At 68.4% G+C, this 25,271-nt stretch carries 21 protein-coding genes and 1 riboswitch; of the genes, 10 read left to right on the top strand and 11 right to left on the bottom strand.

Annotated elements, in window-relative coordinates; genetic code table 11:
- Nucleotides 1-6: 6 nt before the first annotated feature.
- From treS to FJV41_RS10630, 4 genes are all read left to right on the top strand, one after another.
- The gene (gene treS / locus FJV41_RS10645) at nt 7-1,665 is read left to right on the top strand and encodes a maltose alpha-D-glucosyltransferase (RefSeq protein ID WP_141642332.1); all 1,659 of its coding nucleotides are present in this window, start codon (nt 7-9) and stop codon (nt 1,663-1,665) included.
- Nucleotides 1,662-2,996: a maltokinase N-terminal cap-like domain-containing protein gene (locus tag FJV41_RS10640; RefSeq protein ID WP_141642331.1), complete on the top strand. Its 1,335-nt coding sequence runs from the start codon at nt 1,662-1,664 to the stop codon at nt 2,994-2,996. Before treS ends, FJV41_RS10640 begins: the two co-directional genes overlap by 4 nt.
- Nucleotides 2,993-5,197: a 1,4-alpha-glucan branching protein GlgB gene (gene glgB / locus FJV41_RS10635; RefSeq protein ID WP_141642330.1), complete on the top strand. Its 2,205-nt coding sequence runs from the start codon at nt 2,993-2,995 to the stop codon at nt 5,195-5,197. Before FJV41_RS10640 ends, glgB begins: the two co-directional genes overlap by 4 nt.
- Before the next feature lie 567 nt (nt 5,198-5,764).
- A complete protein-coding gene (locus FJV41_RS10630) occupies nt 5,765-5,974 on the top strand; it encodes a hypothetical protein (RefSeq protein WP_141642329.1) in 210 nt (69 codons plus the stop codon).
- Between the two features lie 220 nt (nt 5,975-6,194).
- Here the strand turns inward: FJV41_RS10630 and FJV41_RS10625 are convergent, their stop codons facing one another.
- The 3 genes from FJV41_RS10625 to FJV41_RS10615 are packed head-to-tail and all read right to left on the bottom strand — an operon-like array spanning nt 6,195 to nt 8,319.
- Nucleotides 6,195-6,719, bottom strand: coding sequence for a gamma-glutamylcyclotransferase (locus tag FJV41_RS10625; RefSeq protein ID WP_141642328.1), 525 nt, complete (start codon nt 6,717-6,719; stop codon nt 6,195-6,197).
- Between the two features lie 11 nt (nt 6,720-6,730).
- Nucleotides 6,731-7,324 (bottom strand): GbsR/MarR family transcriptional regulator, encoded by a 594-nt coding sequence (locus FJV41_RS10620; RefSeq protein ID WP_141642327.1) that lies wholly within the window; start codon nt 7,322-7,324, stop codon nt 6,731-6,733.
- Nucleotides 7,321-8,319: a polyprenyl synthetase family protein gene (locus FJV41_RS10615; RefSeq protein WP_141642326.1), complete on the bottom strand. Its 999-nt coding sequence runs from the start codon at nt 8,317-8,319 to the stop codon at nt 7,321-7,323. The genes FJV41_RS10620 and FJV41_RS10615 overlap by 4 nt, the downstream gene beginning before the upstream one ends.
- A gap of 320 nt (nt 8,320-8,639) precedes the next feature.
- On the opposite strand from FJV41_RS10615, the gene FJV41_RS10610 reads away from it, so the two are divergent.
- Nucleotides 8,640-10,034 (top strand): MFS transporter, encoded by a 1,395-nt coding sequence (locus tag FJV41_RS10610; protein WP_438616738.1) that lies wholly within the window; start codon nt 8,640-8,642, stop codon nt 10,032-10,034.
- 26 nt (nt 10,035-10,060) lie between these two features.
- Here FJV41_RS10610 and FJV41_RS10605 read toward each other — a convergent pair whose 3' ends face one another.
- On the bottom strand, nt 10,061-11,593 hold the full coding sequence (locus FJV41_RS10605; RefSeq protein WP_141642324.1) for a methyl-accepting chemotaxis protein: 1,533 nt from the start codon (nt 11,591-11,593) through the stop codon (nt 10,061-10,063).
- Nucleotides 11,594-11,790: 197 nt separating this feature from the next.
- Here FJV41_RS10605 and FJV41_RS10600 point away from each other — a divergent pair, with 197 nt between their 5' ends.
- On the top strand, nt 11,791-12,747 hold the full coding sequence (locus tag FJV41_RS10600) for an alpha/beta fold hydrolase (protein ID WP_141642323.1): 957 nt from the start codon (nt 11,791-11,793) through the stop codon (nt 12,745-12,747).
- A gap of 10 nt (nt 12,748-12,757) precedes the next feature.
- On the opposite strand, the gene FJV41_RS10595 is transcribed toward FJV41_RS10600, so the two are convergent.
- Both FJV41_RS10595 and FJV41_RS10590 read right to left on the bottom strand, forming a co-directional pair.
- On the bottom strand, nt 12,758-13,087 hold the full coding sequence (locus FJV41_RS10595) for a hypothetical protein (RefSeq protein ID WP_174465178.1): 330 nt from the start codon (nt 13,085-13,087) through the stop codon (nt 12,758-12,760).
- A gap of 82 nt (nt 13,088-13,169) precedes the next feature.
- The gene (locus FJV41_RS10590) at nt 13,170-14,528 is read right to left on the bottom strand and encodes an amidohydrolase (protein WP_141642321.1); all 1,359 of its coding nucleotides are present in this window, start codon (nt 14,526-14,528) and stop codon (nt 13,170-13,172) included.
- Between the two features lie 197 nt (nt 14,529-14,725).
- Here FJV41_RS10590 and FJV41_RS10585 point away from each other — a divergent pair, with 197 nt between their 5' ends.
- On the top strand, nt 14,726-15,787 hold the full coding sequence (locus tag FJV41_RS10585) for a hypothetical protein (protein WP_141642320.1): 1,062 nt from the start codon (nt 14,726-14,728) through the stop codon (nt 15,785-15,787).
- A 16-nt stretch (nt 15,788-15,803) separates the two neighbouring features.
- Here the strand turns inward: FJV41_RS10585 and FJV41_RS10580 are convergent, their stop codons facing one another.
- The 5 genes from FJV41_RS10580 to FJV41_RS10555 all read right to left on the bottom strand — a co-directional run bounded on the left by FJV41_RS10580 (nt 15,804) and on the right by FJV41_RS10555 (nt 21,376).
- Nucleotides 15,804-16,259 carry an SMI1/KNR4 family protein gene (locus FJV41_RS10580; RefSeq protein ID WP_141642319.1) on the bottom strand — a complete coding sequence of 152 codons (456 nt, stop codon included), beginning with the start codon at nt 16,257-16,259 and terminating at the stop codon, nt 15,804-15,806.
- Between the two features lie 692 nt (nt 16,260-16,951).
- Complete coding sequence (gene sugE, locus FJV41_RS10570) at nt 16,952-17,278, bottom strand: quaternary ammonium compound efflux SMR transporter SugE (RefSeq protein WP_141642317.1); 327 nt, start codon at nt 17,276-17,278, stop codon at nt 16,952-16,954.
- An 18-nt stretch (nt 17,279-17,296) separates the two neighbouring features.
- Nucleotides 17,297-17,366, bottom strand: a riboswitch (guanidine-III (ykkC-III) riboswitch).
- A gap of 68 nt (nt 17,367-17,434) precedes the next feature.
- Nucleotides 17,435-18,463, bottom strand: coding sequence for a D-alanine--D-alanine ligase family protein (locus FJV41_RS10565; protein WP_141642316.1), 1,029 nt, complete (start codon nt 18,461-18,463; stop codon nt 17,435-17,437).
- 2 nt (nt 18,464-18,465) lie between these two features.
- Nucleotides 18,466-19,536, bottom strand: a complete 1,071-nt coding sequence (locus tag FJV41_RS10560; RefSeq protein ID WP_141642315.1) for a putative zinc-binding metallopeptidase — start codon at nt 19,534-19,536, stop codon at nt 18,466-18,468.
- Between the two features lie 91 nt (nt 19,537-19,627).
- Nucleotides 19,628-21,376 carry a SulP family inorganic anion transporter gene (locus FJV41_RS10555; protein WP_141642314.1) on the bottom strand — a complete coding sequence of 583 codons (1,749 nt, stop codon included), beginning with the start codon at nt 21,374-21,376 and terminating at the stop codon, nt 19,628-19,630.
- Nucleotides 21,377-21,590: 214 nt separating this feature from the next.
- Here FJV41_RS10555 and FJV41_RS10550 point away from each other — a divergent pair, with 214 nt between their 5' ends.
- The 3 genes from FJV41_RS10550 (at nt 21,591) to FJV41_RS10540 (ending at nt 25,212) form a co-directional block, all read left to right on the top strand.
- On the top strand, nt 21,591-22,307 hold the full coding sequence (locus FJV41_RS10550; protein ID WP_141642313.1) for a putative outer membrane beta-barrel protein: 717 nt from the start codon (nt 21,591-21,593) through the stop codon (nt 22,305-22,307).
- A gap of 139 nt (nt 22,308-22,446) precedes the next feature.
- Nucleotides 22,447-24,282, top strand: a complete 1,836-nt coding sequence (locus FJV41_RS10545) for an aspartate:alanine exchanger family transporter (RefSeq protein WP_141642312.1) — start codon at nt 22,447-22,449, stop codon at nt 24,280-24,282.
- 9 nt (nt 24,283-24,291) lie between these two features.
- Entirely contained in the window at nt 24,292-25,212 is a 921-nt protein-coding gene (locus tag FJV41_RS10540) for an HAD family hydrolase (RefSeq protein ID WP_141642311.1), read from the top strand.
- The last annotated feature ends 59 nt before the right edge of the window (nt 25,213-25,271 follow it).

Raw genomic sequence — 25,271 nt, 5'->3', positions numbered from 1 at the left:
AGGCGTATGGACCTGGATCCCCTCTGGTACAAGAAGGCCCTCATCTACGAGCTGCACCTCCGAGCATTCCACGACTCCAACGGCGACGGGCATGGCGACATCCCGGGCCTCATCGAGAAGCTCCCGTACCTCCAGGACCTGGGCATCGACTGCCTGTGGATCCTCCCCCACTACCCTTCTCCGCTGCGCGATGACGGCTACGACATCGCGGACTACTACGGCGTCCACCCGGACTACGGCACGCTCGCCGACTTCCAGCGGATGGTGGAGGAGGCGCACAAGCGCGGCATCCGCATCATCACCGAGCTGGTGGTCAACCACACCAGCGACCAGCACCCCTGGTTCCAGGAGGCGCGCAGCGACCCGAAGAGCCCCAAGCGCGACTGGTACGTCTGGAGCGACACGGACGAGAAGTACAAGGGCGCGCGCATCATCTTCACGGACACCGAGCGCTCCAACTGGACGTGGGATCCGGTGGCCAAGCAGTACTTCTGGCACCGCTTCTTCAGCCACCAGCCGGACCTGAACTACGACAACCCTCAAGTTCAGGAAGCGATGCTGGACGCGATGCGCTTCTGGCTCAACATGGGCGTGGACGGCTTCCGCTGCGACGCGGTGCCCTACCTGTTCGAGCGCGAGGGCACCAACTGCGAGAACCTTCCGGAGACGCACGCCTTCCTCAAGCGCCTGCGGAAGACCATCGACGCCGAGTACCCCGGGAAGATGCTGCTCGCGGAGGCCAACCAGTGGCCCGCCGACGTGCGCGTCTATTTCGGCGACGGCGACGAGTTCAACATGGGCTTCCACTTCCCGGTGATGCCGCGACTGTTCATGGCCATCCGCCGCGAGGACCGCACGCCCATCGTCGAAATCATGCAGCAGACGCCGGACATCCCGGAGTCGTGTCAGTGGGCCCTCTTCCTGCGCAACCACGACGAGCTGACGCTGGAGATGGTGACGGACGAGGACCGGGACTACATGTACCGGGAGTACGCCACGGACCCTCGGATGCGCATCAACCTGGGCATCCGCCGCAGGCTCGCGCCGCTGATGGACAACGGGCGCCGGCGCATCGAGCTGATGCACAGCCTGCTGTTCACCCTGCCCGGCACGCCGGTCCTCTACTACGGCGATGAGATTGGCATGGGGGACAACATCTACCTGGGCGACCGCAACGGCGTGCGCACGCCCATGCAGTGGACGGGAGACCGCAACGCGGGCTTCAGCCGGGCGGACTACGCGCGCCTGTACGCGCCCGTCATCGCGGACCCCGTCTATGGCTACCAGTCCATCAACGTGGAGGCGCAGGAGCGGGTGAAGTCCAGCCTCCTGCACTGGGTGAAGCGGATGATTCGCATCCGCCAGCGCTACCCCGTGTTCTCCCTGGGGACGCTGCGCTTCTTGCCCATGGAGAACCGCAAGGTGATGGCCTTCGTGCGGGAGTGGGAAGGCCAGACGGTGCTGGTGGTGTGCAACCTGTCGCGCTTCGCGCAGCCCGCCGTGATGGACCTGCGGGACTGGGAAGGCAAGGTGCCCGTGGAGATGATTGGCGAAACGCCCTTCCCGCGGATCAGCGAGCTGCCCTACCAGCTGTCGATGGGCCCCTACATGTTCTTGTGGTTTCGGCTGGACCAGCCGCTGCCGGGAGGAGGAAGCCGCGCATGACGACCTTGGACCTGACGAAGCTGCCGGAGTACCTCAAGAGCCAGCGTTGGTTCGCCGGCAAGGCCTGGCCCATCAAGCAGGTCAGCGTGGTGGACCACGCGAACCTGGACGCCACGCCGTGCAGCCTGTCGCTCGCCGTGGTGGAGGTCGTCTACGAGCTGGGCCAACCCGAGCGCTACCTCCTGCCGGTGAAGCCCTCGGCGGAAGGCGTCAAGGACGCGCTGGAGGATGATGGCTGTCTGCGCGCCCTGTTCGACCTCATCCGCGACGGCGCCCAGCTCCCCTCCGCGTCGGGCCGCGTGGTGGGAGAATGGATTGGAGGGCCGGAGGGCCTGCTGGGCCTCCCCTCCCCGCTCTCGGTGCGCCGGCTGATGGTGGAGCAGAGCAACACCTCCATCGTGCTGGGTGAGAAGGTCATCGTGAAGGTCATCCGCAAGCTGGAGGCGGGGGTGAACCCGGAGCACGAGGTCGGGCGCTTCCTCGCCACGCGGACGACGTTCCGGGCCACGCCCGCGCTGCTGGGGGCGCTGCGATTGGAGGGCGCCGCCAGCGCCACGCTCGCGCTGGCACATCGCTTCGTCCCCGACGCGGTGGATGGGTGGAAGTACACGTTGGACCGGCTGCGCCAGGAGCGCCCCCTGGGCGAGCGCTTTCTCAGCGAGATGGAGGAGCTGGGCGGGCGGCTGGGAGACCTGCACCAGGCCTTCGGCTCGGCGCCCATGGACGACGCGGCCTTCGCTCCGGAGCCGTTGCTCCAGGAGGACTTGCAGCGATGGAGCGCGTCCATCGTCGGAGAGCTGGGCGTGACGCTGGCCGAGGCGGGCCGGCTGCACCCGGACCTGGAGGGGCGCCGCGAGGGCCTCATCGAGTACGCGAGGCGGCTGGCCCACGTGGCGCCCTCCGGACAGAAGATTCGCATCCACGGGGATTTGCACCTGGGTCAGGTGCTGCGGGCCAACGAGCAGTGGCTCATCTTCGACTTCGAGGGGGAGCCGGCGCGCAGCTTCACGTCGCGGCGCGAGAAGTACAGCCCGCTGCGGGACGTGGCGGGGATGCTCCGCTCGTTCGACTACGCGGAGGCCACGGTGGCGCTGGAGGGAGGCGCGCCGCGAGGACGCGTGGGCCCCAGCCGGGAGGCATTCCTGGAGGGTTATCGCAAGGCGACCCAGGGAGCGACCTTCCTGCCCACGGACACGGCGGCATTCGAGACGATGTTGCGTGCGTTCGAGCTGGAGAAGCTCCTGTACGAAGTGAGGTATGAGATGCAGAACCGGCCTGACTGGGTGCGCATCCCCGTCGAGGCCCTCTTGAGGATGGAGGAGGCCCAGTGAGGAAGCCGGCGGACAAGGCACAGGTCGACGCGGAGCTTCGGCGCGTGGTGGAGCTGCGGCACCCGGAGCCCCACTCCGTGCTGGGCATCCACCCGGACGGTGACGGCGTGGTGATTCGCGCCTTCCGCCCGGACGCCGTGGCCATCCACGTCCTCCCGGAGTTCGGAGGCCGTGTCCCGATGACGCATCGTCAGGACGGCGTCTTCGAGGCTCGCGTCAACGGACGCGACAAGACCTTCGGCTATCTGCTGGAGGTGGAGTACCCCGGCAAGCGCGTCTTCACCCTGCGGGACTCGTACAGCTTCCTTCCCACGCTGGGGGAGATGGACCTGTACTACGCGGGTGAGGGGCGCCACGAGCGGCTCTGGGAGCGCATGGGCGCGCACCTCATCCACCACAATGGCACGCGCGGCGTGTCCTTCGCGGTGTGGGCGCCCACGGCGGCGGGCGTCTCCGTCGTCGGTGACTTCAACAGCTGGGATGGACGGCTGCACTCGATGCGGCGCATGGGCGCGTCGGGCATCTGGGAGCTGTTCGTTCCGGAGGTCGGAGAAGGCGCGCGCTACAAGTTCGAGATTCGCCCCGGCCAGGGTGGGCCGCGCGTGCTGAAGTCGGACCCGTTCGCCTTCCGCGCCGAGGTGCCTCCAGCCACCGCGTCCGTGGTGCATGACCTGGGACGGTACGGGTGGGGAGATGGCGCGTGGTTGGAGTCGCGCACCCAGAAGTCCGACGTCGCGCACCAGCCGTGGAGCGTCTACGAGGTCCACCTGGGCAGCTGGCGCCGGGTGGTGGAGGACGGGGACCGCCCCATGACGTACCGGGAGCTGGCGCCCGCGCTGGCCGAGTACGTCAAGCACATGGGCTTCACGCACGTGGAGCTGCTGCCCGTGTCGGAGCATCCCTACGGTGGCTCATGGGGCTACCAGGTCAGTGGCTACTACGCGCCCACCGCGCGCTTCGGCCACCCCGACGACTTCCGCTTCATGGTGGACCACCTGCACCAGGAGGGCATCGGCGTCATCGTCGACTGGGTGCCCGGCCACTTCCCCCGGGACGCGCACGCGTTGGGCGAGTTCGACGGCACGGCACTGTACGAGCACGCGGATCCGCGCAAGGGCGCGCAGCCGGACTGGGGCACGCTGGTCTTCAACTTCGGCCGCAACGAGGTCCGCAACTTCCTCATCGCCAACGCGCTGTTCTGGATTGAGGAGTACCACATCGATGGTCTGCGCGTGGACGCGGTGGCCTCGATGCTCTACCTCGACTACAGCCGCAAGCAGGGCGAGTGGATCCCCAACCGCTGGGGCGGCCGGGAGAACGAAGAGGCCATCCAGTTCCTGCGCGAGCTCAACGACACCGTGCGCCGCAAGCACCCGGGCGTCGTGGTCATCGCCGAGGAGTCCACCGCGTGGCCCAAGGTCTCCTCCCCCGTCAGCGAGGGCGGACTGGGCTTCCACTTCAAGTGGAACATGGGGTGGATGCACGACACGCTGTCGTACTTCTCCAAGGACCCCATCTACCGGCAGTACCACCACAACCAGCTGACGTTCGGCCTGCTGTACGCCTTCAGCGAGCACTTCATGTTGCCGCTGAGCCATGACGAGGTGGTGCACGGCAAGGGCAGCCTGTACGGGCGCATGCCGGGAGACCCGTGGCAGAAGCGCGCCAACCTGCGCTCGTTGTTCGCGTGGATGTGGGCGCACCCGGGCAAGAAGCTGCTCTTCATGGGCGGCGAGTTCGGCCAGCCGGCCGAGTGGAACCACGACAAGAGCCTGGACTGGCACCTGACGCAGGACCCGGGACATCAGGGCATCCAGCGCCTCGTCGCGAGGCTGAACCGCATCTACAAGGAGCTGCCGGCGCTGTACGACGCGGACAGCGAGCCCGTGGGCTTCCAGTGGCTCCAGCCGGACTCCGCGTCGTCGAACGTGCTCGCCTTCGTCCGCCGCTCGCGACAGCCCGGCCGTCACGTGGTGTGCGTGGCCAACCTGTCCCCCACCGTGCGCGAGAAATACCGCGTCGGCTTCCCACTCCAGACCAACTACGTCGAGGTGCTCAACTCCGACGCGGGCGAGTACGGCGGCTCCAACACGGGCAACATGGGGCAGCTCCACACGGAGGCCACGGGCTGGGATGGACAGCCGGCTTCCGCGTTGCTCACCCTGCCCCCGCTGTCTGTCTTGTGGTTCACGCCGGGATAAAGACAGACATTCGACTGCAAACAAGTCAATCACAGACACGCGCGCCGCGTCTGTGATTGACTTTTTGTTTCATGGCGTCGAGCGTGGCGGCTCTGGGAAATCCCTGAACATCCAGGCATGTAGGCACAGCCATTCGACCGAGCCCTCGCTTGGGCGTGAAAGGCCTGAGCAGTGGGGCGAAAACCACTGATCATCCGAGCATGTAGGCGCGAGAGTTTTAGTGCCGCCGATCATGACGTGATCGGCTGGCTTCGGCTTGCGGAGGAACTTCGGACCCACTGTTGATATGTTCAGGTCTCCGCAAGCTCCCGATTTCACGCCAAGGAGACCTCAACTCCTGATGATTCCTCGACAATCCGGGCGGAGCCAGGGGCTGGAAACAACTGTCCACGTGTTCATGTAGGCATGGGTCTTGAGATCGTAGCGTGATCTGAGCGGCGAGGCCCGGCGCCCGGTCCCCCTCCAGGCCACCCGAGCCAGGGCAGGCGCCATGACGCGGCCATGCATTGCGGACCCGCTTGGTCGCCCCCAGCGTATGGGACGACACCCCAGCGAGAGGAACGCACGATGGCCCGAAAGAAGATCGCCGAGGGATATGGCGGCACCAGCGAGCAACGCCAGCGGCAGCTTCAGGGCGACAGCTTCTCCGAGCGTGCGCCACACACCCCGGCTGAATCCGAGGCCACCCGGAGCACCCCGGACAAGGATGGAACGATGGTCACCGTCCACCCGCTCGAGAACGAGGACGAGGACGACCTCTGGCGCGGAAAACCGTGACCGCCTGGCCTGCACCAGCCCCTGACGATTGGCGAGCGCCGGGCGAACTCAGGCCCGCATGAAGAGGAAGTACAGCAGCGCGCTCAGCACCACGGAAACGAGGATGCTGCCCAGACAGCCCAGTCGGTTCGAGAAGAAGAAGAACATGGACGCGGGAAGAATCTAGGCACCGCCGCCCGGAATGGCACGGTGCCCCGCTTCCCCTCGCGTCCGGCCGCCGTCAGGCCCCGCCGCGCTTCAGCCGCTCCACGTAGTCCGCCGGGAGCCCGGCAGCCTGCGCGCCCCGCACCAGGGCCTCCACGAAGCGAGGGCTCACCGGGCCGTCCTGCGCGGCACGCCTCGGGTTGGTGACGAAGGCCGTGGCCTCCACCTCCTGCCCGTCCACGAGCACCTTCACCGCGCGCTCGACGCACATGCCCGTCACGAAGCCTTCCTTGTGCTGGACGATGGGCCAGTCCTGGCCGCGAATCTCGAACAGGCGCCCGAACACCTGGCCTCCCGTCGCATCCGCCAGCCCCGCCACCCGGCCGCCCCACCAGCGCGACGGGAAGTCGTAGACCAGGTCCACGTCCACCGCCTCCGCCAGCCGCCCTTCCGGCAGCTCGAAGAACCCGTACGAGTGCTGCTGCTTCCACTCGTCGAACGCGGCCCGGTCCAGGATGGTCGAATACGCGAAGTACAGCCGCTTCGCGTTCGGGTCCGCGCCCTCGCGGGCCTTCATCACCTGGTCGTAATGCGAATCCATGTGTGTCCCCTCTACCGCTCGTTCCGGCGCGACGCGCCGTCCCGGAACACCGCCAACACCCCGGACACGTCCAGCCGCGACGTCTTGATGAACAACCGCAGCGCCCGCTCCACGTGCTCGGCCAGCGTGGCCATCTTCTCCAGCCGCTCCAGCCGCTCGCTCGGAACTTCGCCCGCCATCTCCGCCAGTCGCCGTGCCTCGGAGAGGTCCGCGCGGATGCGCGCCACGAAGCCCGCCTCGCGCTCCTCGATGACGTGCCGGACCATCCGCACCAGGTCCGTCTCCGCGCCGTAGCGCCAGACGGTGTCCTGCGGCAGCCGCACCCGCTGGATGACACCCCAGCGCTCCAAGTCTCGGAGCAGCATGGAGACGCCGCCCTTGGACAAGTCGAGCTCGCGCTCGATTTCACCCGCCGTCAGAGGCTCGCCCCGCAGGTACAGGAGCGCCCACACCCGGCCCTGGTTGCGCTTGAAACCCCAGAACTCGATGACATTGCCCACCGCGTCCACCGCGATGGCTTCCCACGGCGCCAGCCGGCCCTCGATGACCGGCGCGTCTGGGCTGCCCGGACTCCCGTGTCCCCCCGTCCACAGGTAGCCCTTCATGCGGCCCGCCCCTGGACTTGCTCGGCGATTCCCGCCGACAGCTTGCGCGCCCATCCCACCAGCTCCGCGCCCGCGGGCTCGTGGGCGAAGTGGCCCAGCTTGTCCAGCGCCGCTTCAATCTCCACGTTCATCCGCGCCATGGACGCCTCCACCGCGCCGGTGGCCTCGATCGCCGAGCCAATCTCCTTCGTCCGGTCGGGAGTGATCGTGGAGAAGGCCCACGCGTCCTTCAGCTTGCGACGCAGGCTCTCGTCCTTGGCCACCGCCAGCAGGATGGGCATCGACGGCGTGCGCGAGTGCACGTCCGCGTACCGCGGCTTGCCCACGTCCGTGCCCAGGATGTCGCGGATGTCGTCGGCGATCTGGAACGCCACGCCCAGGTGACGGCCGAACCCGTCGAAGCGGTCCACCGCCTCCGGCAGGTTGGCCAGCGTCGCCGCCGCGTGTCCGCACCAGCCGAACAGCGAGCCCGTCTTGCCCTCGGCGATGAAGCGCAGCCGGTTGAGCGGCAGGTCCAGGTCGCCGCGCGCCTCCACCTCCGCGATGGCCGCGCGGGTCATCTCGGAGACGACCGACAGCGCGGACAAGGTCAGCCGGGAGTCGAGCTGCGCCAGGTGGTGCAGGCCGGTGGACAGGATGAGGTCTCCGCTCATCACCGCCACGATGTTGCCCCAGCGCGCGTTCACCGTCGGGCGGCCCCGGCGGAACATGCCCGCGTCCACCACGTCGTCATGCAGCAGGCTGGCCGAATGGATGAGCTCCGCGGCGACCGCCACGTCCACCAGCCGCTCCGGCGCGACACCCACCGCGCCGCCGAACAGCCGCACCAGCATGGGACGCGCGCGCTTGCCCCCCGTGCCCACGCACAGGTGCCGGGCCGCTTCCATCAGCGTGTCGCCCTTCACGTCGGGACCGGCGTTGCCATCCACCAGCATGCCGTTGAGCCGCTGCTCCACCGCCGCCAGAAAGTCCGTGAGCTCCCGAGCCAGTTCCATGTGCGCCGTTCTCCTCGGACGTTCATATAGTTCAAGACCGCTTGAACTGCACCTGATTCCAGCGTCCCCTCCGGCCAGGGGGGCAGGCGGCTGAAGTCGCTCGGGGTCCGAGCGGGCGACCCAGGGGGAGACGGGGTCGGATTGAGGCGCCTGGCCGAGCCGTGCGACAGACGGAGGGCCCCCGCTCCCTCGTTGCAAGGACCGCGTTGAGCCCCCCCGCTGCCTTTCGTCGCTATGTCCTGAGCAGCTTCGCCTCGCTCGCCTCCGCCGTTCCCCTCTTCCGGCCGGGCTCGTCACTGCCAGGGTCGGCCGCGCCACTCATGGGCGCGCCCCCGGCGGACAGTCCGGACGGCCTCTCGCACCCCCCCGCTCGAAGGCTGCGCGCGACGCTGGGCGCCTCCGTGGTGGAGGGCATGTTCACGGAGGTCTTCACCGCGTGCGCGGGTGCCACCGTGCTGACGGCGTGGGCCATCGCCTTGAAGCTGGGGCCCCTGCTGGTGGGCGTGATGACCGCCCTGCCCTTTCTTGCCCAGTTCGTGCAGTTCCCGGCGGCGTGGCTGACGTCCGCGTTCGGTCACCGGCGCGTGGCCCTGACGGCGGTGTGCCTGTCGCGGCTGGTGATGTTCCCGCTGGCGATTCTCCCCTGGCTGGAGCTGGAGCTCGCGGCGCGGCAACACGTGCTGCTCGTGGTGGCCGGGGCGTCCGCGCTGCTGGGCGTGGTGGGCAACAACGCGTGGGTGGCGTGGATGGGGGAGCTGGTGCCTCGCGCGGTGCGGGGACGCTTCTTCGGACGGCGCACCGCGCTCACCACCCTGGCGGGCACCCTGGCCTCGCTCTGCGCGGGCCTGTTGATGGACCGCCTGCGGCCCAGCGAGGGCCTGGGCGTGGCGCTGCCCCTGCTGGCGCTCGGCGCCTGCGTCATGGGCGTGGTGACGACGCTGCTCATGGCCAGCCAGCATGACCCCGCGCCGCCGGGCACCACGCCCCGGCTGGAGCTCAAGGGCGCGCTGGTGCCGCTGAAGGACCCGCTGGCGCGGCGCGTGCTGACCTACCAGGTCGCCTGGAACGCGGCGGTGGGAGTGTCCGCGCCATTCTTCGCGCTGCACAGCCTCCAGAACCTCAAGATGACCTTCGTCATCATGGCGCTGCACGCCGCGGCCGTCGCGGGGGTGCGCATCCTCACCGCGCCGCTGTGGGGGAAGATGATCGACAAGGTCGGCGCGCAGCCCGTGCTGATGGCGTGCTCGCTGGGCATCGGCGTCATCCCCGCGCTGTGGCTGCTGCCCTCGGCGGGGACGCTGTGGCCCCTGCTCTTCGACGTGCTGCTCGCGGGCGCGCTGTGGAGCGGCCACGGCCTGGCCATCTTCGCCCTGCCGCTCAGCGTCGCGCCGCGCAAGGGTCGGCCCTTCTATCTCGCCGCCTTCGCCACGGCCGGAGGACTGGCCTACTCCGTCGCCGCCGCGCTGGGAGGCGCCATCGCCTCCGCCCTGCCCGAGACGTTCATCCTCGGCGGCAAGCCCTGGGTGAACCTGCACGTCCTCTTCGTCGTGTCCTCGGTGGCCCGGCTCGCCGCGGGCCTGCTCGCCGCGCGCCTCCCGGAGCCCGGCGCCCACCCCGTGACGTCGATGAGCGCGCTCGTGTCCCGGCTGTTGCCTCGAACACGCGCCTCCCGCGTGCTGGCCCCGCCGAGCACCGGGAGTCACCGCCCGGGCTGAGCCGCATGCCTCGCACCCGTCGCTGCTCAGACGCGATAGGCCCGCACCACCTCGGCCACACGCTCGGAGAGCAGCTTCAGGGACACCGCGGATTCATTGGTGGCGGAGATGCGCGTCACGGTATCCCCCATCAGCGAGTTCAGCTCGTTGACGGCGGTGAAGATCTGCTCGATGCCCGTGGCCTGCTGGCTCACCGTCTGCGCAATCTGCCGCGCGGCGGCGGTGCTGTCCTGGACGATGGTGCTGAGCTGTCGCAGCGTGTCTCCGGATGCGCGGGCCTGCGTCAGCCCCGCCTCCATCCGCTGGGTTCCCTCGGCGGTGATCTGCACCGTGCCGGCGATGGCCTCGCCGATGTCGGAGAGGATCTTCCGCACCTGGTTCGTCGCGCGGATGGACTGGTCCGCCAGGGCGCGAATCTCCCGCGCCACCACCGCGAAGCCCTTGCCATGCTCGCCCGAGCGCGCCGCCTCGATGGCCGCGTTCACCGCCAGCAGGTGCGACTGGTCCGCCAGGTCCTTCACCGTCTCGGTGATTCCGCCAATCTGCTGCGTGCGCTCGCTCAGCGACATGATGCGCAGGGTGATCTGCTCCACCTGGGAGCGCAGGTCCACCATGCCTTCAATGCTCGCGGAGACGGCGTCCTCGCCAGACTTCCCCAGCGCCTCCGCGCGCTCGGCGACCTCGATGACGGACTGCGCGGAGCTGGAGGCCAGCAACGCCGTCTGGCGGATCTCCTGCGCCGTCACCTGCGTCTCCTGGAGCGCGGCGGCCTGTCGGGTGACCATCTGGTTCTGCTCGGTCGCGGACTCGTTCAACCCCATCACCGAGTCGCTGAGCAGCTCCGTCGACGAGTGGAGCTGATGCAAGAGGTCCTTCAGCTTGCCCACCAGCAACCCCACCGCTCGCGCCAGATCGCCGACCTCGTCCTGGGTCGAGACATGCACCGGCTCGCGCAAATCGCCGTGCTCGGCGATGCGCCGCACGGCCCCGGTGAGCGCGATGAGCGGCGCGACGATGCGGCGGCTGATCCCCCACGCCAACCCCATCAGCACCACCAGCGCGGCCAGCAGCACGATGCGCAGGTTGCCCACGATGCCATTGATGTGGCCCCGGGCCTCCGTGCGATTGAAGCCCACGTGCACGGTGCCCAGACCGCCGGGCACCGGCGCCGCCATGTCCAGCAGCTCCACGTCCTCTGCTCGCAGCGGCGTGCCCTCCTTCGTCGTGGCCAGCTCGGAGACGTGGTCGCGCAAACTCTGCGCGTGGCGCCCCGACACGCCCACCAGCGCGCCCTTCGCGTCCACCAGCGCCACGTACGCCAGCGCGCCCTCCTGGGCCACCGCGTCCAGCGTGGGCTGCACCTCGCCCTGCTCGCGATTGCGCAGCAGGTCCGCCATCGCCGCGGCGAGCGCCGTCGGCACCGCCGCGCTCATCGAATGGCCTTGCTCCTCGAAGGCCTCGCGAAGGCGCGGAATCGTGTACCCCACCGAAAGCAGGGCGAAGAAAAGCGCCACGACGAGCGGCGCGAGGATGATTTTTTGAGAGAGAGTGAATCGCATCCGAGCACGAGGGAATGCAGGGCGAACGCGGCGCGGCCATTGTGGACGCGTGACTGGCAATGGCGCAACCCCACCCGCCGTTTCATGAAGACACACATTGAAGCAAGGGTCCGTCGGCACCCCAATCCGTGCTCGCCGGTGCCTGACTCGCCGTCTATCTTTCGCGGCGGCTCGCCGCTCCAGGAGAAAATTGCACCATGAAGCTTCGTCGCAAGGTCCTCATCACCGTGCTCGTGCTCCTCGCGGGGGTTCTCGCGGCCAGTCTTCGTCTGGACGTTTCTCCCCAGGAGCTGGAGGCGCGCTACGCGACAGCGCCTTCCCGCTTCGTGGAGGTGGATGGGTTGCGCATCCACTACCGGGACCAGGGCCAGGGACCCACGCTGCTGCTGCTCCATGGCTCCAATGCCTCTCTTTTCACCTGGGAGGGCTGGGTGCGTGAGCTGTCCGAAAACTACCGCGTCATCACCCTGGACCTTCCAGGGCACGGACTCACCGGGCCGGACGCGCGGGGGCGATACACCGCGGACGCCATGGTGGAGGTGGTGGAGGCGTTTCGCGCACGCCTGGGGTTGGAGCAGTTCGTCCTGGGAGGCAACTCCATGGGTGGCTCCATCTCCTGGCGCTATGCCCTGCTCCATCCGCAGCGGGTGACGCGGCTGGTGCTGGTGGACGCGGCGGGTTTTCCGCGCGACACGCCCGCGCCGCTCGTCTTCCGGCTCATGCGCGCGCCCGTCGTGGGAGAGGTGCTGTCACTCTTCTCCCCGCGCTGGGTCATCGACCGGAACCTGCGGGCCGTCTACGGAGAACCCTCTCGCGTGACGGAGGCGCTGGTGGAGCAGTACCACGCGCTCTTGCTGCGAGAAGGCAACCGGACCGCCACTCGCGAGCGGATGCGGGCCGGCGGAGACGACGCGCGCTGGAAGCAGTTGGGGGAGCTGCGCATGCCCACGCTCGTCCTCTGGGGCGCGAAGGACGCGTGGATTCCGCTGGAGCACGGCCAGCGCTTCGCCCGGGCCATCCCTGGGGCGCGGCTCATCGTCTATCCGGAATTGGGGCACGTCCCCATGGAGGAAGACGCCGCGCGCACCGCGAGGGAGCTGCGCGGCTTCCTCGAGGCGTCCGCGCCCGCGCCGACCGGGCACGGCACGCTCTGAGCAAAGGCCCTCAACCCGGGGAGCGCGTCGTCGGAGGCCGCGAGGCGCCCTTCGCGGAGGCGCTTCGCTCGCGGGTGATATCCAGCAGCGTCACCAGCCGGCGCCGTGCGTCCACGACGTAGTGGACCGTCAGCTCCTCCACCTGGAACGTGGCCGGCTCCGGCGTGGGTGTCGCGAGGGCCGCCACGCCCTCCAACCGGGCTTGGATGTCGCGGTAGCGTTCCTGGGAGAGCCGAGCGACCTGGCTCCAGGCCGCCGCGGCGATTTCCACGGTGTAGGGTCGATGGGTGTTCCGCTGAGACTTCATGGCGGTGGTGGCATAGAGCAGGCCGCGTGCCACCCCACCTTTGAGGAAAACCGGACGGTTGGCGCCAGGACTTCTTGCGTCCCTGTAGAAACATCAGTCAGCGCCCCCGTGATTTTCAGTGCAGGCCCCGGGGCTCGGCTCCCTTCTTCGGCTCTTCATCCAGGCAGGCAAGGGCCGCCAGCAGCATGGACTCACAGCCGAAGCGCAGGCTGTCGACCGAGGGGTCGAAGCGGGAGGAGTGGTTCGGCGGCAGGTTCCGGAGCTTCTCCCAGAGCGTCTTGCCCGCGGCCCGTTTCCACGCCTCGTGGGACGTGCCCCCGAAGTACCAGTAGACGAGCGGCACCGTGGCGCCATGGCTCTCGCCGGACACGCGCCCGTCGAAGTAGGGAAAGTCCTCGCTGCCACTCTGCATGCCGGTGTCGATGATGCGGTCCTCTCCGAACCAGGCCGCGTGCGCGGAGCGAACCCGGGTGAAGTAGGAGTCGTCATTCACCATCACCCGCGTGTGGTGCATCACCTCGATTTCCGGTGGCTTGGGGGAGCGCCCCGCTTCGCACTCCGCCTTCGCCATGCGGGAGATGGCCTCGAGCAGCTGCCCCTGGAGGTCATCGGTCGGCGTGCGCACCGTCAGCTCCAGCACCGCCTCGTCCGGAATCACGTTGGAGCGGGAGCCCGCGTGCAGGCTCCCCACGGAGATCACCGCGCCGCCGCGGGTGATGTCCACCTCGCGGGAGACGATGGTCTGCAGCCTCGTCACCAGGTAGGCGGCGATGACGACGGGGTCCACCGTCAGGTGTGGCTGTGAGCCGTGGCCGCCCTTTCCGAAGATGCGCACCCGCACGTTGGCGGAGGCCATCATGCTGGCTCCCGGATGGTGCCCCACGATTCCCACCTGGAGCGGGCCCACGTGCTGGGCGAGCGCGACGTCGGGCTTGCCGAAGCGCTCATAGAGTCCGTCGCGCAGCATCGCCCGCGCGCCCTCGAGCGTCTCCTCCGCGGGCTGGGCCACCATCATCAGCGTGCCGCGCCAATGATGCTGTGAGTGGGCGAGCAGCTCCGCCACCCCCATCAGACAGGTGATGTGGACGTCATGTCCGCACGCGTGCATCACCGGCACCGTGCCGCCGTGCGAGTCCTTCACCCGCACGCGGCTCGCATCCGGGCGGCCCGTCTTCTCCTCCACCGGCAGCGCGTCCATGTCCGCGCGCAGCAGCACGGTGGGCCCCGGGCCGTTGCGCAGCACGCCCACGACGCCGTGACGGCCGACCTCCTCCGTCACTTCATAGCCGGCGTGCCGCAGCCACTTCGCCACCTTCGCCGCCGTCTGCTGTTCCTGCATGGACAGCTCTGGGTGCGCGTGCAGATCCCGATAGAACGCCTCCAACCGTGGAGCGAGCTGCTCGTGTGCCAGCGTCAGGTCGGGACGCCAGGCGTGCGTGGGCTCGGTCCGTTGCAAGGTCTCAGTCACTTCCATTCCACATCCTCCCCGATAGCGGCGGGAAGATGCCCCTCGCCTGGCGGACGGAGAGCGACAGGCACACGAAGCGTTGGCTTCAATGTCCGTGGACCAACGGGCTTGCCGTCAGGCGTCGGTTCGCTGTCCTCGCCGCGACGCAGACCGGGCGCGCGGGGCAATGGTCTTGGGTGGCTGTGTTCCCCACGTTGCCGTAGATGAAGACCGCCATCTTGAGTCTGGGAGTGTTGTTGAGCCTCGGCGCGAGTCCCGCGCTGGGAGAGTCCAAGAAGGACGAGGCCTGCACCGAGCCATGCGGCGCGCGCTCTCGCCAGCTCAAGGACCACACGTTCCTCTTCCCCATGCTTCAGGGGAGTGCGTTCGTCACCACCAACGTGGGCATCCGGGAAGGTCTCGCGCGCTATGACGTCCCGGATGTCCCGGTGAACGACCTCGAGCCGCGGGACGTCCTGCTCACCGGTATCCAGCAGACGCTGGACCTGAGCCTGGGCGTCACGGACTGGCTCGGCTTCACGGGCTTTGGCAGGGCGACCATCATCACCGGCTCCAACGCGGATGGGCTGCTGGCCTCGGGCGCCTCGGTCGACCTCGTCGGACAGCTTGGGGGTGTCGTGCGGATTCTGCGCAGCGATACGAGTGGAACGCAGCTCTCGTTCCGAGCGAACTACGGCTACAACCGGGGTCGGGAGATCACCCTGCTCCCGCTCATCAACGCCATCGTCGATTCGCCCGCGGTAACGGTGGGGGGCATCATCGATGGAGACCTGGGTCAGCTGCTCTTCGTGCCCCGGAAGGAATCCAGCGCCAAGGGCGGCCTCTACGTGGCGCAGTCTTTCGGACGGGTGTTCTCGCTCCAGGCCTCCGGGGCGGCGGAGTATGCGTGGCAGACGCGCCGCCCGTTCGACAGTGTCGCGGGAGGGCGGTTCGAGCAGAACACCCACGCGCTTCGCGTCTCCCTCTCGCTGGCCGCGACGCTGGACATCTACCCGGTGACGGCGGTGCCGCTGGCGGTGATGGGCGAGTACGTCTTCCGCACGGGGTTCCAGGAGAGGGTGGGCCAGGATGACCGGACCCTGAAGGACAGCACGGCGGCGCTGGGCATCTACTACTCCGGCCGAGCCAACCTCCAGCTCGGCCTGGGCGCGGTGAGGACCTTCAACGCCGAACCGCGCCCGGGCCTGGGTGAGAGAGGCCGCAGCCTCGAATCCGGCGAGCCCTCCTTGTCCTACGGAGAACTCATCCTTCGCTACGTCTGGTGAGCACGGACCTCAGTCGTCAACCCGGCAACCACCAGAGCTGATTGTTGCCGCGCAGTGTGCGCTCGAGCCAATCCGCGAAGCGTGGCGCAATTCGAACCACCTTCCGAGGATACGACTCATGGAAGGCGTCGAGGATGGGATATCGGTCTGCATGCTCTGGGGCAACGTCCACCAGGCAGTAATCGGAGTCCCCCAGATAGACGAGTGTCCACCACGCGGGGGAACCCATCGAATCATCATCCTTCCCGCGCATCGCGATGCGCGCACGCTGAATCTCCGCCAGCGGCAGAATCCGGAAGTTCTCATCCGGCCGAGGGAGGAACAGCGTCGCGCCATCGCACCACGAATAGAACTCCCGCAGGTCCGCATCCAGATGCCATCCCGTACGCAGCTCGAACGCGGCAAGTTGCGCCGGCGTCGCAGGGGCGTTGGGAAAGTGGCGGGCTGAGATTTCATCGAGGAGATGGCGCATGCGCTAATCCGAGTATGGCCGGTCCGGGCCAATGGTGCGCCACCGCACGTCACCCGCATAGCACTGGGGGTACACGGTATTGATCGTCTCGTGGATTTCTGGCGGGACGGGCAGGAGGTTGGCTCGTGCAACCGGGGCGCCTCCATGGAGCAGGTCGTGGATGTGGTGCCCTGGCCACATGTCCCCGCCTGGCACCCGAGGCCAGGCCCCGAACTCCTCGGCCCACTGGTTGCGAAATCCGCGTCGCGCGTTGTTCCAGATACGCCTCGACGCGGCGCCATCCGTTTCGGGGTAGTCGCAACAGCAGTGAGTGATAGCCAGACGTCCACCGGCCGCAGCGGAAAGCCCGAGGAAACGTCCGCTCCAATCCCCCTTGATGTCGGCCAGCCAGATGCAGCCTTGAAGCAAGCGTCCCGCGGCGGCGCAACGCCGCTCACAACGCGTCATGAAGTCCGCGCTGCAGCTCCATGGGCCGTAATAGATGCTCGTCGTCACGTGACCGCCGTCGGGGCTTGGCACGGCCGGCCCCGTCCACTTCGCGGAAGCAGGAGGCCCCACTGAACCCACCGTGGCCGAACCGCACGCAACAAGCACCAGCGCGGACGCGGCAAGCCACACCGCGCCACGCGCCCCAGGCTCTCTAATCATGGAAAAGCTGGATACCACACGCAACTACTGCTCGCGAACGGACCTCAGTGCCCCGCGCCGCTGGTGGCCTTCAGTCCGATGATGGCGACCAGGAGCATGGACAGGAAGAGGATGCGCAGCGGGGAGATGGGCTCGTGGAAGAGCACCACGCCCAGCACCGCCGCACCGAGCGCTCCGATGCCAACCCACACCGCGTAGGCCGTGCCGATGGGCAAGGTCTTCGCCGCCGTGGACAGCAGGAACATGCTGGCGACGATGGCCACGCCCGTGAGGACGCTGGGGACGAGACGGGTGAAGCCCTCGGTGTACTTGAGGCCCACGGCCCAGCACACCTCGAGCAGCCCCGCGATGAGGAGAATGATCCACGCCATGACGTACGACTCCTGAGATGAGCGTCGTCTTGTCGTGACCGGGTACGGCGCACCTCGTCCGGGCCCGCTGTCCCCTCCCTGGGAACAACGGACGGCGAGGTCTATAGCGCCTCGCCCCTCCGGCTTCAACGTCCTCTGGCCCCCAGAGATTCCCCCTCACACCCGCGGCACGGACTGCGCCTCCGTCACGGGCACGGCCTTCATGCGCGGGGACACCTGCCGCTGCATCGCGGTGTCGGCGATATAACGGATGAGCGCGGGATACGACAGCCCCCGCTCCCGCGCGCCGAGCGCCACCTCGCACTGCGCCTCCAGGTAGGGATTCGGATTCACCTCCAGGAGATAGGGGTCCTTCGTCCCACTGGAGAGCCTGAAGTCGATGCGGGCGTAGTCGCGCAGCTTGAGCGCCCGGAACGCGGTGATGGCGGCGCGGGAGACGCGCCCCAGCAGCTCATCCGACAAATCCGTGGGCAGCACCAGCCTCGGGCTGCCCGCGGTCTCCGGGCCGAACTTCACCTCGCGGTTGGCGATCTTCATCCGCTTGCGGCTCCACTTCGCGCCGAAGTCCAGCTCCACAACCGGCAGCACCTCCGGCCGCGAGGGGTCGCCCAGCACGCCCACGTACAGCTCGCGCCCTTCGATGAACTCCTCCGCGAGCGCCTCGTCACCGAATTCCTCTTGAATCCTCCGCACGCGCCGGGCCAGCCCCTCCAGGTCCTTCTCCACGCCCAGCCCCAGCGACGCATCCGAGCGGGCCGGCTTCACCACCACCGGGAAGCGTAGATCGCCGCTCGTCTGCAAGGACGCCCCATCGAAGGTGGCGAACCGGGGCGTGAGCACCCCGTGGTACTGGAGGAGCTGCTTGGTGAGGATCTTGTCCTGCGCCAGCAGCAGCCCCGCCGTCCCAGAGCCCGTGAAGGGCACCCGCGCCAGCTCCAACATCGCGGCGACGTTGACCTCCAGCCGGTAGTCGTCGGCGAACGTCTCGCAGATGTTGAAGACCAGGTCCGCGCGACTGCGGCCCACCATGCGGACCAGGTCGGACACGCTCTCGTCCACGCCAATGGCCACGGTCTCGTGTCCGCCCTCCTCGAGCGCCGAGCGGACCTGCCCCATGACAGCGTCCGCCGGCTCGCCCTTCGGCTGATAGTGGAGGACCGCGATGCGCCAGGGGCCCGGGGCCATGTTCACTCCTCGAAGAAGCGGTCGGTGTAGAGGTGATTCATCGCCAGGGCCGTCACGAGCGAGGCGATGCGCAGCGCCGCCTCCCTGCTGTCATCCGGATGCAGCGTGAGCCCCAGCGACGCGGTCCTGTCTCCCAGGTGGTCCAACAGCGCCCGCACCACGCTGGGACTGACACCCGTGTAGTGGCTCACGCTCGACAAGAGCCGCTGCCGCTCGGCGCGAACCAACGTCTCCGCGCGCACCGGCGCCACGCCGGGCCCCTCGAAGATGTCCTCCAGGAACTGGTCGAACGCGTCGCGCAGCTCCAGGTCCACCTTCTGGTCCAGCTCCCGCTGCCGATAGTGGTCGAGGACCGTGCCCTCCATCTCCTCTGTCGTCAGGTCCGGCTGGGCCAACTGCACGCGCGGTGGCGTACGGCCCAGCCGCCCCACCGTGTCCTCCACGTACTGGAGCTTCCGCAGCGCGCCCCAGCCCTGGTAGCGCTTGCGCCAGTCGCTGTCCGGCGTGAGCCACACCGCGAAGGTCTCCGCGAAGTCCTCGTCCGGGTGCTTCTGCGCGTACCAGCCCGCGATGTGGTGGACGTAGCGCCGCGAGAAGGGCCGCGCCTTGTAGTCGTCGCGGTACGGTCGCGAGTAGTCGCCGAACTGCTTGCGCCACTCCTCCGTCTCGTAGAGCTGGTGGGCGTAGTTGAAGGCGTGCCCGGCCTCGTGGCGCAGGTACATGAGGATCTCCCCTTCCGTCTCCACGCCGCCGCCCAGCTCCGCCTCGATGGAGTGCAGGTCCGGGTCCGCCAGGTAGAACGGCACACCGATGACGGGCACGCCGGAAGGACAGCCCCACTCGTCGGACAGGTAGCACTGGGGCTTGAAGGAGATGCCTCGCGACTCCAGCTCCGCGTAGAGCTGGTCGATGTGCCGCTCCAGCGGCGTCCCCGCCAGCCGCAGCGACAGGTCCTTGATGCGGGCCTGGAGCAACTGCTCACGTCGAGGAGGCAGTCCGCCGCGTCCGTCTCCCTGCTGCGCCGGGTGCTTCTCACGCAGGGGGAAGGCGGGATGGGAGGGAGGAGTCCACATGCCCTCTTCTAGATAAGAAGCCCCGGGCCAGGCGGGCAGCCCGGAGCGCGTTCCCAGCGGGCAACCAATCAAGGCCCCGCTGAGCCGCGCGTCAGTGGGAGGCGGGGGGCGAAGGTGGCTCGGACTCGGGGCTCGTGCCTGGTCCGCGTTTCTGGAAGCGGGCCACGGCGGCCTCTACGGTGAGATAGACGTTCTCCTCGCCCAGCCGCTCCATCATCCCCGTGCGACGCAGCATCCCGCGCAGCGGCGCGTTCGCATCCGCGATGACCAGGACGATGCCCTGGGCCTCCAGCTCGCGGCGCAGCTTCTCCAGGCCGTCGGCGGCGGTGACGTCCAGGTCGAACACCGCGCTCGCGTCCAACACGACTTCCTTCACGGGGGGCTTCGCCCGAGCGACCAGCGCGCGAAGCTGCTCCCGCAGGTGGCGGGCATTGGCGAAGAACATGGGCGCGTCGAAGCGATAGACGAGGAGGCCCGGAACCGTGTGCGTGCCCGTGTGTCGGCTGACGTCGTGCCAGCCGGGCACGCCTTCACGCTCGCCCAGGACGGCGTCGTGCGGGTGCGCCGCGCGACGGATGAGGTCGCCCAGGGCCAGCGCCACGGCGATGAGGATGCCCTGGAGGATGCCCAGCACCAGCACGCCGAGCGTCGTCACCACCGCGAGCACCGCTTCCACGCGCCGCACGCGCCACAGCGCGATGACGGCGGCCACATCCATCAGGTACACCGCCGCGACGATGACGATGCCCCCGAGCGTCACCAGCGGGAGGTTCTTGAGCAGCGGCGTGAGGAAGAGCGCGAACACGGTGACCAGCACGGCGGCGACGACCCCCACCAGCTGTGACTTGCCGCCCATGGCGTCATTGACCGCGGTGCGCGAGTCGCTCCCTGTCACCGGGAACCCCTGCGTGAAGGCATTGGCCAGGTTCGCGGCCGCCTGCCCGAGGAACTCCTGATTGCCGTCCAGGTGGTACCGGTGCTTGTCCGCGTAGAGGCGGCCGGTGAGCACGGAGCCGGCGTAGTTGACCAGCGCGAGGCTCAGCGCGGCCGGGAGCAGGACCCGGACATCGGAGAAGCCCACCGAGGGCAGGCCCAGGGACGGCGGTGCGGCGGCGACGGGCCCGACGACCTTCACCCCTCCGTGATGGAGCTGGAACACTTCCGCGGCCACGGTGGTGAGCACCACGAGGATCAGCGGTCCGGGCAGCTTCGGCAGGAAGCGCCGCAGGAGCACGAGGACGACGATGATTCCCAGCCCGAGCAGCAGCGTGGGCAGATGCGTCTTTCCCAGGTTCTGCCCCACCTCCAACACCTGCCCCGGAAAGTCGTTGGCCTTGCGCTCCAGGCCGAACATCCGCGCCAGCTGGCTGCCGATGATGATGAGCGCCGCGCCGTTGGTGTAGCCGATGAGGATGGGTTTGGAGAGGAAGTCCGCGAGCGCGCCCGTCTTGAACAGCCCGGCCGCCAGGCTGATGAGGCCCACCATCAACGCCAGGAGCGCGGCGAGCGAGGCGTAGCGGGCGGGGTCCGTGCCCGCGACACCCGCCAGCGCGCTCGCGGCGATGATGGCGGCACCCGCCTCCGGTCCGAGCAGCATGTGTCGGGAGGGCCCGAACAGCGCATAGGCCAGCATGGCGATGGCGCCCGCGTACAGCCCGGCGACAGGCCTGACGCCGACGATCTGCGCGTAGGCCAGCCCTTGCGGCACCAGCATGGCGCCAATGGTCAGCGCGGAGAGCAGGTCCGGACGCAGCCAGGACTTCTGATAGCCCCGCACCCAGCTCAGGCCCGGAACGAACCGCCGCGCGCTTCGCCATCCGTCTGTCGCCGTGAGCTTCATCGTCTCGTCTCGCTCCGGTGGGAACCCGCGCTCTGACGGTGCGTCGCTCGTGAATCGTCCGCATGGGCTTCCGGGGAGGGGCAGGCGCCCGGCGGGGCTTCTGCTTGAAGGACGACGGACAAGCCCCACGTGAGGGAGCGACGAGCCCGAAGCGCTCCGGGCCCGCGCGCGGCCACGTCCCCAGCTTCACCCGACTCAGTCAGGAGGACGTCTCATGTCTCGGTTCTTCGTCATGTCCCTGATGCTGACCACGCTGCTCACCGCTCCGCCCGCCCTGGGAGGTGCGTTGAGACAGGCGGCCGAATCCAAGGAGGACTTCATCGAACAGGAGCCACCCGTGGCTGGCAGCTTCACGTTCAACCTGGGCGTGGGCGTCGTCTTCCCACTCTTTGAAACCAACAGCCGGTTCAAGGAGGGCTGGGGCTTCCTGCTCGGCGCGGGCTATCACCTCACCGAGCGCATCAGCCTCCACGCGGAATACCAGTACAGCGACTACGACGTGAAAGAGGGCCTGCTGGCGGACACCAGCCTCTCCGGCGACCACATCATGCAGTACGGAGATCTCAACCTGCTCATCGGCGTCGCGCCGAAAGGACGGCTCGGTCTCTACATCACCGGTGGCCCGGGCCTGTACTATCGCAAGGTGGAGCTCACCCAGTTCGCCGGCGCGGCGCTCGTCCCGGTCTGCGACCCGTGGTTGCTCTTCTGCACCAGCGACGTCGTCCCGGTGGACACCGTCATCGGCTCGCGCAGCACGACGGACTTCGGGTTGAACGGCGGCGTGGGCGTCTCCTATCGCGTCTACGGCCCGATGCGCGTCTATCTGGAAGCGCGCTACCACTACATCTTCGGCCCTGAGTACGACACGCCGACGGGCTCGCGACGGGCGAACGGCCAGTACCTGCCCATCAACCTGGGCGTCCGCTTCTGAGGCCCGCGCCATGACGCCCCGGAGGCCCCGGCGGCCTCCCGGGGCGGGCGCACGATTCCACGCCCGCCTCTCCCCGCGGGGCTCCTCCTGAGAGGAGGGCCACGCACTACCCTGGATTGATATCTGGAGGGACGCTCGCATGAGAAGCCAAGCGCGCCATGCCGCCATTCTCGCAGGAGCCGCCGTCGTCGGGCTGGCTGTCATCGCCTTCGCACAGGGACAGCCGCCGCCTGCCATGCAGCCGCATCCCCACGGCGTCTTCGGCGCCATCCTGGACTACCTGCGCCGTCAGCCCTTCATCCTGCTGTTCCTCGTCGTGGCCGTGGGTTACGCGCTCGGGGAGGTGAAGGTGAAGGGCGTGGGCATGGGCTCCACGGCCGCGACCTTGCTTCTCGCCCTCATCGTCAGCTTCTGGGCCTTCCAGTCCTTCAACATCGAGTACACCCTGCCGGAGTTCACCAGCACGGTGTTCTTCAATCTCTTCATCTTCGCCATCGGCATGAAGGTGGGGCCCCAGTTCCTCGGCGGTATCCACCGGGAGGGCAAGCACCTCATCATCCTGGCGCTGCTGGTGCCGCTGCTGTCGTCGGCGCTCGTCTATGCGTCGCGCTTCTTCACGCACCTGGCGCCGGGGTTGCTGGCGGGTATCCTCTCGGGTGCGAACACGGCCACCCCGGGGTTCGGCGCGGCGCAGGCGGCGCTGGCCAGTGGCTCCGCGGCCCTGTCCGGGGAAGCGGCGCGCCAGGCACCGGGCAACCTCACCACGTCCTACGCGTTCCTCTACTGCATCAGCATGGTTGTCTTCACTGTGTTGATGTCGGTGATGCCGAAGATGTTCGGCAAGGACGCGGTGGCGGACGGCAAGGCGATGGAGAAGGAGCTGGCGGGCGAGGACTCCGCGCCGCTGCCGGGCACCGCGGACTCGTTCATCCGGGGCTACATGCCGTTGGACCTGCGGGTCTTCCGGGTGGAGAACCCGGCGCTGGAGGGGCGCACGGTGGCGGACCTGGACCATGCGCATCCGCGGGTCGCCATCGAGCGCATCTACCACAAGGGGCGCGTCTACAACCCGCCGCCGGATCTGGTGCTCAGTCGCGGTGACGAGGTGGCGATGCTCGGCCCCGTCTCGCTGCTCCTGGCGGGCGGGCCGCGCATCGGGCCGGAGGTGGACGACTCGAAGCTGCGGAACGTGAAGTTCGACACGGTGGAGTTCATCGTCCACAACAAGGACGTCATCGGAAAGACGCTGGGAGAGCTGGCGCTGCGGATGGGCCAAGGCATCTACCTCAACGCGCTCTTCCGGGCGGGTGACCAGCTTCCGGTGAGCCAGGACCAGGCGGTCAACAAGGGTGACGTGCTGCGCATCACCGGCAGCCCCAAGCGGGTGGCGGAGCTGGGCAAGGTGCTGGGGCCGCCGGTGAAGCCCAGCCTGTCCACGGACATCATCACGCTCGGCCTGGGGCTCGCCGCGGGTGCGCTGCTGGGCGCCATCACGGTCCCCATGTTCGGCATCCAGTTCAGCCTGGGCTCCGCGGTGGGGCTGCTCGTCGTCAGCATCGGGTTGAGCATCTTGCGAACGCACAACCCGGCGCTCGGCGGTCCGTTCCCGGAGTCCGCGCGTCAGCTGCTCGAGGATGTCGGGCTGAACGTCTTCATCGCCATCCTGGGGTTGAACTCGGGAGCGGGCGTGGCGCACGCCATCGCGGGCGGTCTGCTGGCGCCCACGCTCATCATCGGCTCCATCGCGGCCTTCGTTCCTCCCATCGTCGGGTGGATGGTGGGCCAGTACATCTTCAAGATGAACAGCGCCGTGTTGATGGGCGCCATCGCCGGAGCGCGCTGCAACAGCGCCGGCATGAGGGCCGCACAGGAGGCGTCGAAGAGCATCGTCCCGGCGATCGGCTATCCGGTGACGTTCGCCATCTCGAACCTGCTGCTCACCCTCATCTGCTACATGTTCGCCCTGATGGGCTGAGAGAACGCCATGAGCGCTCCCCTTCCCTCCTGGAATGACGGCGCGGCGCGCAGGGCGCTGCTGGACTTCGTCGATGCGGTGACCACGGACGGGGCATCCAGCTTCGTTCGGCCGGAGGACCGGGTCGCGGTCTTCGACAACGACGGCACGCTCTGGTCGGAGCAGCCCATGTACGTGCAGGCCCACTTCGTCGTGGACCGGCTCCGGGAGCTGGCACCCGCGCATCCGGAGTGGCGGAAGCAACAACCCTTCCAGGCGCTCATCGAGGGGGACGAGGAGGCGCTGCGCAAGCTCACGGAGCATGACGCCGCGGCGCTCATCGCGGCGACACACGCGGGGATGACCACGGGGGAGTTCTCCCGGACGGCGAAGGCGTGGCTGGCGACCGCGAAGCATCCGCGCTTCCAGCGGCCCTTCACCCACTGCATCTACCAGCCGATGCTGGAGCTGCTGGACCTCCTGCGGACGCATGGGTTCGACCTGCACATCGTCTCGGGTGGAGGCATCGACTTCCTGCGGGCGTTCAGCGAGGAGACGTACGGCATCCCCTCGTCGCATGTGATTGGGAGCAGCGGGAAGACACACTTCGACCTGCGGGACGGCCAGCCCGTGCTGGTGAAGCTGCCTGGCCTCACCAGCCTCGACGATGGCGAGGGCAAACCCATCAACATCCACCTGCACATCGGGAAGCGGCCGGTGCTGGCGTTCGGCAACTCGGACGGGGACCTCCAGATGTTGCAGTACGCGGGCTCGGGAGATGGACCTCGGCTGCGCTTGCTGCTCCACCACGACGACGCGGTGCGGGAGTACGCGTATGACCGCGAGGCGAAGACGGGACGACTGGACCGGGCACTGGATGTCGCCGGGAAGGACGGGTGGACGGTGGTGAGCATGCGCTCGGACTGGAACCAGGTGTTTCCCCAGGGCTGACGGAGCATTCAGGTCGGCGGCGGACCGGCGCGGCGACGCGAAGCCCGCGCAGCGCGTCT

It is taken from the genome of Myxococcus llanfairpwllgwyngyllgogerychwyrndrobwllllantysiliogogogochensis, assembly GCF_006636215.1.
In the GTDB taxonomy this organism is placed as follows: domain Bacteria; phylum Myxococcota; class Myxococcia; order Myxococcales; family Myxococcaceae; genus Myxococcus; species Myxococcus llanfairpwllgwyngyllgogerychwyrndrobwllllantysiliogogogochensis.
This window is presented reverse-complemented; position numbering and strand designations above follow the sequence as displayed.